The organism is Microcoleus sp. PH2017_12_PCY_D_A (assembly GCF_020738565.1).
Classification (GTDB): Bacteria; Cyanobacteriota; Cyanobacteriia; order Cyanobacteriales; family Microcoleaceae; genus Microcoleus.
Map to the genome: position 1 here is coordinate 42,969 of NZ_JAEQCI010000022.1, position 10,221 is coordinate 53,189.

Below are 10,221 nucleotides of genomic sequence, written 5' to 3' on the forward strand. Positions count from 1 at the left end.
TCGAAAAAACCCCGACTGACCCACCCTACAACTCTATGCCCTAGGCCCTATGAACACCGAACTGTTACGCTCGAAAGGCTATAGCTAACAAAAACTACATCTACTAATTGTAGCACTAATTTATGAAATTAGGATAAGGACAATAAATCTCAGGAGTTGCCAAAAATTGTGTCACCATCTGTACTTGTTTAGACAGCGGGGAAGCCAAACTAAAATCAACAGCAACCGGGCCGCACGGAACTAAGATATTATTGTCATGGGCGTAAACAATTCCGAAATACGATCGCACACCTAAATTTTTAGACACAGCTACTTGGGCAGCAATTGGATAGCTATTGTGAGTCGCAACTTTAATGCCATACAAATAATTCTTGCTTTCACGCACAGAAAAACCCAAACTTTTCAAGATAGCAGCAGCAGAAGTTGCTGTTTGCTCTGGGGAAAATGATAAGCTACCGAAAGAGTTGGTAAATCCCGTTGCTTCTATATATTGCGCGGTTTGGTGTTTGTTCAAATAGCTAATATATTGTGTGGCTTCACTTTCTTTAGCTTTACCGATTAACCTGAAGAAAGTAGGCAGGGCGATCGCAGATAAAATCCCGATAATAAAAATCACAACCAGCAACTCAATTAAAGTGAATCCGCTGGCATCTATATTGCGAGGGCGATTCCCTAGCGAATAGCTGCGCTTCTCGATATTTTTTTGGAAAAAATACAGCAACAACTTGCAATCGACCACAACCAACATCCCCCCTGTTTTCATGTCAATAAAATCACCCAAAAAATCGATGCCCCTAATCTGAAAGTTTTTGCCATTTTTGCGGCATTTCCGCTGAGTTTTGCCAGAGCACTGGCATCCAACTAGCACAGGGAAATCTGCTTTCAATATTTTGCAACTTTTGCCGCGCTTCTCGCACTGAAAAATACAAAGACTTACCGCGAGAATAATAGCTAAAAAAAACTTTTAAAAACTCTTGGGCGGCGCGATCGGGCACTCGTTCCCGCATGACAATAATTTGAGGTAAGTGCAGATCGGCTAATTGTCTCGCCAATCCCAAACCGTCACAGGAATTGAAAATTGCTAAGTGCAAATTGCGGGCGATCGCCCCTGATAAAACATCTTTTAAATCGGCAATTGTTAGCGTTTCTTGTGAATTGATATGAATAAAACCTTTAGTGCGATCGGCTTCGCTGTAACTGTGGCCGGAAAAACACAAAATGTCCCAACCTCGATCGTCTCCAAGATATCGATCGCACTCCTCCCTCGTAGGCTGTTCTAAAATTTTAACCTCAGCGGGCAAACTTTTCAACGTCCTCCTATCTGCCTCCAAATCGATGCCCGTACTGTCGCCCAAAATAGCTAAAATTCTCAATCTATTTCTGGTAAAAACTTTGCTAACTCTGTCGCTATTCGGCCCGCTAAAACTAACTTCAGCCTTCGGGTAATCTTGCAAAAAATCCCAACAATGCCAGGGGATGCGCCACAACAAATCATTTTCCGTTTGAATCACGATTCGCACTTCGTCTTTCGGATTGAAATTTTGACGCAATTTCTGCTCGATCGGGCGAAATGATTCAGCTTTCAGCCAATTATTGAAGCTGGTTTTCAAGTTGTCTGATGACTCTGTTAAATCCTTAATTGAAAAATTGGTGATTTGATTTTTGTTGACTTTAATGCGGTAGGAATTGGGGCGATCGACCTGAAAATAATCATGCACGTCACGCAGGGTGAGAAAATGTTTCACATCTTTTTTGACACTAAAATTTCCCCTGCTTGTCTGAGAATCAACTCCTGATTTATCAGAATTATCTGCCTTATAGCGTGTCTCCCACTGGCGGTAAAGCGCAAAAACTTCTGCTGCTGCTGGCAACTTTCCCTCACAACTTTTAGGTAAAGAATGATCGTCAGACCAAATAAGCACTCTAACTGGCACAGATTGAGTTTCCGGACTGTTTTCTATAGTAATAAAAACTACTTTATCTGGTTTTTTAGCCGTTAATTGTTGGATCAGGGCTAGGTTGTCAGTATTTTGCTGTTCGATGCGTTGGATAATTGCTGATTGGGTTTTTATAAGTGCTGTTTGGCTGTCTGAGTTGGCTTGATATTTGTCAAATTGTGCTTGATATTTGGCATCTAAAGCCGCTAACTTTTCATCGTAAGCTTGTACTAAATCCTGATGAATTTTAACTTTATCGGCATCATCAGGAACGCTGACTTTGACAACTACTACGCTGTCTCCTTTATTTTCGATCGCTTGAATCAGCAATTGGGTGCCTTCATTTTGAACCTGCACTTGTCTGAAAGATTCCTTGAAAGCCGTAGCATCCAAACCTTGACGAAAAATTAAATCGACTGTATTTGTTACCTCTTGAAAAAACTTAGTGAATTCGCCCGGTGCAAATTCTCCGTTGTGGGGGCGGCGTTCTCGATCGTCCGTTCCCGGCTTGCAGTCTTCTAACAGATAAATCCACAAACTGTCTGCCCATTCTAAGTTGGTGGTACTGTCAATATTCCAGCTTCCCAAACCGCAAACACCTGTCATTTGCGCCTCGCTAAAATCAGCACCAATTGCTTGAACTTGAGTTAAATTTGTTTCTTCTAAATTAGCAGCTTCTAATGTGGCATCGGTGAGATCGGCATTTCTGAGATTGGCAGCATAAAGGTCGGTATCGCTTAAATTTGCGCCTCTAAGATTGACTGCTTCGTAGGATTTTTCCCGACCGTTTCTGCTGACTAACAAGTCTCGAACTTTGGGATTGTTTAAGATGGTTTCGCCCGGTATTGCCCAGTCTAGCATTAAGCTTTTGTGCCACAGGGTGCGGGTGATATTGCTTTGCGTGAAATTAGTGTTTTTTAGAGTAGCGTGACTGAAATTGGCGTTGGTTAAATTGGCGCGGCGAAAGCTGGTGCCGCCGATTGCTGCAATGGCAACAGCTAACTGGCGAATTAAGGTGTATTTATCGTCTTCTGCTAACACTCTGGTAGCAATGTACGTTCCCAATCCAACCCAAGCTAAAGCTAAAATGACAGTCGCAGCGATGATGGCAATAACTAAAGGCGGATCGGGAAATTCGTTGGTACATTTTTCTATAACATAGAAGCATTTAGTTCCTTGACTGTCAACCGCTTCTGCTTCAATTAACAGAAATCTTTTCAAATATTCTGATGAATTGTGGACAGTAATACCTGTGGCGATCGCACTTATAGCTGCCGCCTCAAATATCACTAAATATGCGAGAATTTTTACCGCAACAACCGCAGCTAAAGCAATGGCTAAAGACAAAGCTATTACTACTGTCATGCTTCCGGTCGCAATTATAATTAAATTTGCAATTAAAGATGAAATAGGATTAGTCTCTGCGGTAAGTTTACCATTTAAAGCATCAACCACCCACTCAACTCTAAAATTTCTCAGCCAAGATAATATCGGGTGCTTTTCACTTGATATGCCACCCAAAATACTAATTAAAGCTACCACTACAGCAGCAGTAACAGCTAAATATCCCAAAACTTTTTGGATGCCTTGACGAACAATTACAAATGAGATAATTGCAATTATTAAAATGGCGATCGCAGTCGGAATAATACCCCATGCAGGAGGAGCTTGTGACAATAGCGATCCGAATGTTGCATCCGCAGCCATTGCAGTAGCTGCGCCCGACATACCTGAGAGTGCTGCTGCAATTATTACTACTACCAATACTTGGCGCGGTGCTAATCCGGCGGTGGCATTTTTAAAGTTAGCACCTGCGAGATTTGCTCCTGTAAAATCTGCACCTCGAATATCAGAACCGGAAAAGTCTGCATTGATGAGGTTTTTATTTTTGAAAGATTTTCCCTGAAGATTTTGGTTGATGAAGTTTTGAAACATAAATTTAAGTAGAGCTTAAAGTAATGAGATGTCTAATACCAAATCCGGGTCGATCGTATCCGATTGTAGGGACACGGCAGTGCCCAAGGCGTGTCAACTTAAGCTTTTAGTCCATCAGTCCTTTCGTCTACCCGATAGTCCGCCAGGGGTTAAAAACCCCTGTCTAATAGCTAAAGTCCTCTTGCATAGGACTAATGAGTTGAAAATTCTTCTCTTGAGTCCTCTTTGAGAGGACTTGCGCTATGAGACAGGGAATTAATTCCCTGTCGGACCCTCGGGCTGACCCAAGATTTTTGGTACTCAAGAGTTTTTGCATTCATCGAAAATTTTAGGTATTCAAGAGTTTTTGCATTCGCCCGTAATTGGGCCGGGAATTAATTCCCCGTCTCATAGCGAAAGTCGGTTAAAAACCGACTGGCAAATCTCAATTAAATCGTGGCAATCTTAGTCCTCTTTGAGAGGACTTTCGCTATGAGACAGGGAATTAATTCCCTGTCGGACCCTCGGGCTGACCCAAGATTTTTGGTACTCAAGAGTTTTTGCATTCATCGAAAATTTTGGGTATTCAAGAATTTTTGCATTCGCCCGTAATTGGGCCGGGAATTAATTCCCTGTCGGATTGCGGAACAAACGCAAAAATCACAAACAAAACTTTTCCGTCACACTTGCTTCTCCAATGGTAACATTAATGCCAAAACATTCTCCCAATTCAGCACTAAATTGCAACTGAATGAAGTTATCTGCATCCCTAGATTCAGCGTGTAAAACAGTCTCTCCCGATTCATCTTGCACCATCAATTGCAATCCTGCTGGCAAGTAAACGGAATTTGCGATCGGATGTACTTGCACCGTAACATCTACTTCAGAATCCGATTGTGGCGGTAGCGTAACTAGCAGCGCTACTGACTCGCCCGCGAGTTCCATTCCCAAGTCAATTTGTTGACCTCTAACAATTGGAACTGCACTTTTGAAACGAAACATCATTTCAACTTGCCGGGGATTTAACAACTGTTCTACGGTTAGCCAAGCTTCGTCAATTATTCCCTCAAACCATTTTTTTAAGTTGACCACTTCCGGCTGATTGGTTTCACTATTTGCAGTGTTTGTTTGCTTGATTTGACTCAAATATCCGAGGAAATTATCTAATTGACTTAGATGAGCAACGGGAATTTCTGCGACTGCTGCACGAGTAAATCCTAATAGCGTTGCTTCTTTCAAAGATTGGTTTAATTGTACAGCAACGTAACCGATACGATTTTCCCAAGCATCGGAGGGAATGTTACAAGTTTGGGAATCTGGCAATACGGGACGGCATTCAATTTTGCCAACGCCGACGATATCTAAATCGGCGACATCTACAAATTTCAGCATGAGTGAATCGCGACTTTCGCTCTTTTCCAAGTTAGTCTCAAATCCCATGCAGCGCAGGTAAGAATCTACTGCATAGACTGCTAGGGTATTGAGATAAACTTGTTTGAATCTTGTCGGTATGGATTTTTCAGCGCACTGTTGAGCGATGTCGTGGGCTTCAAAGGATAGCGGTACGGTGAAAGTTATTGGTTCGATCATTTTACTCATCATTAGTTTCTCTGCTCTCTTGCTTGATTGTTACTGCAATTTATTACGAATGTAATCAGAAAAATTCCGCAAATTTCGGTTAAATAAACTGTCAATAGTTGTAGGGGGAACTCCCAACCTTTTAGAGATACTCTTCGATGTTTCATCATCCAATTTAGCTAAAGCTATATCTTGCCAAGTAATATCCGGGCTATCTCTAAGTGATACACTTCTAAAAAGGTTGTCTGGATCTTCTTCGATAAGTTCACGTAGCATTATCGCCTCTTCGGACAATTCTGATTCTGGTGATGGGTAATTATCTAGGTCGTTTAAATTGCGTGTTTGAGGTGTTCTGTTTGTTTCATTCATATATCGTTTAACAACCTCGCTGAATCTCCACTTCAATATCTGATTAACCCAAGCCATCACTGGTTTTTCTAGATAGTAGTTGTCAATGTTTTGACAAATATACTCAAGTGTTTTCCCATAGGCTTCGTTATAAAGATCCTGGTAAATGAGACCTTGCAAGTCGGCTCTGTAAGGACGAGCAAGTCTATGACAACGCCCAACTACTTCGATTAGTTTGGTTAGCGCTCTGTTTCGCTGACGGCTCTGGGCTGGGTGCTGTTGAGCTTCGAGAGCTAGCTGTCTGAGTTGCAAATCAATTTCGTCCTCCATCTCAATCTCCTCACTCCTCTGGGGATTTTTGTACACTCTTGGGGAATCTCTATATTGTTTTTCGGTAGAGTCCCAATTTTTTACGCATTTGTGCGGGGATTGTTACAAAACTTTACGTTTGAGGTGGTTTAGGAAAAAAGTTTTGAGGTTTGCGTAAAAAGTCTGGGGTGGTTCCGTAATTAGGGTTGAGGGGGCGATCGCACTTTCATCGAGAGCGTTGGAGGCAGAAACCGGGTTTTTTACGATAATACTGGTTTCTAGCCTTTAATCTCGATAAAAAACCCGGTTTCTTAGGTCTAGTGCGCCAGTCATTATCGGAAAAAAAGTTTTGAGGTTTGCGTAAAAAGTTTGGGGTGGTTCCGTAATTAGGGTTGAGGGGGCGATCGCACTGACAATGCGGGGCGATCGCACTTCATAAATTTGGCTATTACAAGACTCACGGGAGGCGAGAAACCGGGTTTCTTCGTATATTTCTCGTGACGGGAGAGCAAAACTCATAGAAACCCGGTTTCTGAGGTTGTGTATGTCCGGGAATAGATTATCAACTTTTACTTTTTCGGGGAGATCGTTTCCATGACTACTGTGAAGAAATTATCGATGGTGGCGATCGGAGCAACAATTTGGGCTGGAATTACCAATCCAGTGAGTGCGATTATGGTGTCTTTGGGAGGTACATCAGTTCCCGGACAAGGGCAATTCTCTAGCGTACCTGGGGCAAAAACAATTGATTTCGAGTCAGGTGCGCCAACATCTGGCCCTGTTATTTACTCGGCTCCTGGTATCGGCCCTACTGTTGTTTCAGGCACTATCAATTATCTTTTTTGGACACCCAAAGATGACTACACGAAATACCTTACAGTTGCGCCATTTGGTGACGAACGAGGAAATAATAATCTCAGCATTAGCTTTGCTGAAAAAATTGATTACTTTGGTATGTACTTAGGTTCCTTTGATAGTTATAATAGCATTGCTTTTTACCAAGACAATGTTCTTCTAAAATTGTTGAATGGCCTTAATGATTCCGTTAATATCTATGTGAATTTCTTTGCAGAAAAAAACGAGTCATTTAACAAAGTAGTTCTAGCTTCGAGTGTTCCTGCATTTGAGACTGATAATCATGCTTATCGGATTGCGGAACCCGTTCCCGAACCGACTACTATTTTAGGTAGTTTGGCCTTTGGCGCTGTGGTTTCCTACTGGCACAGGAAGCGAAACAACTACAGAAATTCGTGAATTCAATACTGACAAAACAGCGGCAAGCAATACCAATTGTATAAAATAGGGCTACAGATCAGTAGGGCTATCCGATACCTGATAAGAAATCTGGGTTACTTATTTTCTGTATAAATGGGCGGTTGAAACCGCTACTATACAACCAAAACCCGCCTTCGCGGGTTTCAGGATCGAGGGGCGGATCGTACCCGGATTTGGTATGACGTGACAAAGCAGCAAGCAGCCCTGAAAAAAGTTTTGAGATTTGCGTAAAAAGTTTGGGGTTCCTCCGTAATAAGGATTGGAGGGGCAATTCGCTACGGGATAGTAGCGCTTAACGGACTTTTCTGATGAAGGGCGATCGTCCTCCGCAAATGTTGTTGTTTTGATTTAAGGGAGATCGGGTTCTATGTCTGTTATTCAAACAGGGGTAAAACTAATGCCGTCAATTTCAATTTGGGTTATCCGAGGAGCTTTCTGGAGCTTAGGATTAGGATTGAGTTTGGGAATAGCTGCGCCGGGGTTAGCAGCAAAAACGATCGCGCTTCCCGCTCAATATTCTTCACTGATTTCTGGTGGAGCAATCGAGGTGGCAGAGCTAGAAAATTTTGTAAATACCGGGAATGTCCCCTCGAATTTTAGTGTTTTGGCTGGCTCCTTATCATCAATAGCTCAAATCAATGGCGACGAGCAATCTTTAGTGCAAAAGATTCGCGAACAGCTAAGCCAACCTATAAGTATCGACAAAAACAATCCCAAATCGGTGGATGAGTTATCAAACTTAGTCAAAATTTTATTGCCACCAGATTCCACAGAAGCAGAACAGCAAGAAGCCAAGACATTACTTACCCAGAAAGCCAATAACTTGACTTTAATCGATTTTTTGAAGAAATTGCCAGTAGATAACCTTACGCAAGACAATTTTCTTGATGTACTGAGAAAAATGCCTCCTCCCGCCCAGGCTCGATCGACAACAAACATTCTTTACCTAAATTCAACTCGCGGCTTCGGTACTCTAAATTTAGAAAATTTTCGCGGGGCGATCGCTAATGCCTTAGAAAATTATCAGGGCGGAACAGTATTCGATGTTGATTTCGTTCAGACTCAGGTTCCTGGCAGCCTTGGATTATCGCTCAATTCTAAGCCTGTTGGGTTTTACAACCAAATTTGGTTCGACACGAGTATTTATCAAACATCGATTCTCAACACAGTAGATTTTGCCGCGATTAATGCTTGGGCAGCCAACAAGCAGCCAGAATTCATTCTAGACAGTTCCTTCGCTTTCCGCAACAAAGAAACTACGACCCTCACTCCTTCAGCGGCAGCAGCAACAATCAACCAAGCTTTAGCTCTTAAAAATGCAGGTGGCGGTATTCTAATTGGTACGGATCATAATGATTTTGCTTACACTGCCAACCAAATTTTGACTAACTTCGGTTTCGATGGTTTATTTACTGGTGTTACGGAAATTACCGCTAACGGTTCTTTTGTTGGCGATTTAATGCTGAATCCATACAAGGTGAAGTCGGACTTTTTTGTCAACAACTTGCAGGGACTTTCGACATCAAATGTGCCGATCGGGACTCATACTCTCAATGCGAATGGTGGCGATCGAACTATCAAAATTATCGAAAACCTATTTTCTTATAGTCCTAATAAAGTTGTCCATGTCGGTGCTAGTTTTGATACGGGAAACAACATGACTCCGATTGACGATCCGGAGTCCGTTCCCGAACCGACTACTGTGTTGGGTACTTTAGCGTTTGGTGCTGTCATTTCCCGCTGGCGGATGAAGCGCAAACAGCAACAGAAAGTTTTGAATTCAACAGTTAGCTGATTTAGGGGAGAAAAGTGCGATCGCCCTTCCAGAGCACAAAAAGGGCGATCGCCCTTCCATCCTATTCGCAGCATCAAAAACCTACTCCCTAAACAATTGAGCAAAACGCTTTAACACCTTCAGCACCCTGTACAAGCCATCCTCGCTCCTCAGCGTGAAAGAATACGATGTAGCATACTGCGGCGTTCCTTGTTTCGTCAATTTTAAGAAGATAAAATCAATCCCATTCGTGACAAATCCCAAAGTAGGTTTGTCAGGATTAGGACTCCCCAGCATATACGCCAAAGCTTTAGGAATACCAGCTTCTAGCGAATATTGCGATTTTTTTGCCTCAATTACCAACACCCAAAACTCAGGCGTAAAAACCAATAAATCCAGGCGTCCCGTAACAATAGTTCCATCATCTTCGGAAACAATTCTCACCTCTTTCTCGCCAGTCAAGTAAAATGGTGCGCGATAAAAACCTGCCATTCTCAACAAGGGAGAAAGCACCACTAACTTAACCACAGGTTCCAGAATCTCGTACTCGGACAAGTGGATATAGTCGCCCTTGACTTCATCTAAAGCTTGCTTTTCTAAATCCGTTAGTTCGGGTAAATTATCTTGCCACTCTCGAAAAAATTGAGCGTCGTCAGTGCGCTGCAATCCAAACTTTTCTATTAAGTCGCGCAGCTTGATATTTTTGGCTTGGATTGTTTCTACCATAGCTTTACATTCTGTTACATCGTCAGGTTTATTTGTGCGTAGCTAATTAGATCGGAAAAAAAGTTTTGAGATTTGCGTAAAAACTTGGGGCTGCTTCCGTAATTAGAGTATACAGGGCGATCGCACTTCCATCTGCTGTCCAGGAGGCAGAAACCGGGTTTTTGCGAAAATATTGGTCGATCGCCTTCTCGGTCAAAAACCCGGTTTCTTAGGTCGGAGTGCGTCAGTCCTAATCTAAAAAAAAGTTTTGAGATTTGCGTAAAAACTTGGGCTTGCTTCCGTAATTAGAGTATAGAAGCCAATTCAACGTTTTGGCGATCGCTTGATTTCATTGTATCACTTTTCATTTAATCCAAGATT

General features: G+C 42.3%; 9 protein-coding genes. 2 read left to right on the forward strand and 7 right to left on the reverse strand.

The annotated features are described in order from the left end of the window. Window positions 1-115: 115 nt before the first annotated feature. The 5 genes from JGK39_RS05965 to JGK39_RS05985 all read right to left on the reverse strand — a co-directional run bounded on the left by JGK39_RS05965 (window position 116) and on the right by JGK39_RS05985 (window position 6,605). Complete coding sequence (locus JGK39_RS05965; RefSeq protein ID WP_293252938.1) at window positions 116-697, reverse strand: type IV pilin-like G/H family protein; 582 nt, start codon at window positions 695-697, stop codon at window positions 116-118. 97 nt (window positions 698-794) lie between these two features. Beyond that, window positions 795-3,872 (reverse strand): pentapeptide repeat-containing protein, encoded by a 3,078-nt coding sequence (locus tag JGK39_RS05970; RefSeq protein ID WP_293252904.1) that lies wholly within the window; start codon window positions 3,870-3,872, stop codon window positions 795-797. A gap of 639 nt (window positions 3,873-4,511) precedes the next feature. Further along, entirely contained in the window at window positions 4,512-5,453 is a 942-nt protein-coding gene (locus tag JGK39_RS05975) for a DUF1822 family protein (protein WP_293252907.1), read from the reverse strand. Window positions 5,454-5,480: 27 nt separating this feature from the next. Continuing rightward, window positions 5,481-6,107, reverse strand: coding sequence for a hypothetical protein (locus JGK39_RS05980; RefSeq protein WP_293252910.1), 627 nt, complete (start codon window positions 6,105-6,107; stop codon window positions 5,481-5,483). 264 nt (window positions 6,108-6,371) lie between these two features. Beyond that, a complete protein-coding gene (locus JGK39_RS05985) occupies window positions 6,372-6,605 on the reverse strand; it encodes a hypothetical protein (RefSeq protein ID WP_293252913.1) in 234 nt (77 codons plus the stop codon). A 75-nt stretch (window positions 6,606-6,680) separates the two neighbouring features. On the opposite strand from JGK39_RS05985, the gene JGK39_RS05990 reads away from it, so the two are divergent. Together JGK39_RS05990 and JGK39_RS05995 are read left to right on the forward strand one after the other, a co-directional pair. Then, a complete protein-coding gene (locus JGK39_RS05990; RefSeq protein ID WP_293252916.1) occupies window positions 6,681-7,340 on the forward strand; it encodes a hypothetical protein in 660 nt (219 codons plus the stop codon). Between the two features lie 388 nt (window positions 7,341-7,728). Then, entirely contained in the window at window positions 7,729-9,156 is a 1,428-nt protein-coding gene (locus tag JGK39_RS05995) for an alpha/beta hydrolase (protein ID WP_293252919.1), read from the forward strand. A gap of 81 nt (window positions 9,157-9,237) precedes the next feature. On the opposite strand, the gene JGK39_RS06000 is transcribed toward JGK39_RS05995, so the two are convergent. After that, window positions 9,238-9,861 (reverse strand): type I restriction endonuclease, encoded by a 624-nt coding sequence (locus JGK39_RS06000; protein WP_293252922.1) that lies wholly within the window; start codon window positions 9,859-9,861, stop codon window positions 9,238-9,240. Window positions 9,862-9,907: 46 nt separating this feature from the next. After that, window positions 9,908-10,057 (reverse strand): hypothetical protein, encoded by a 150-nt coding sequence (locus JGK39_RS06005; RefSeq protein ID WP_293252924.1) that lies wholly within the window; start codon window positions 10,055-10,057, stop codon window positions 9,908-9,910. Between the last annotated feature and the right edge of the window lie 164 nt (window positions 10,058-10,221).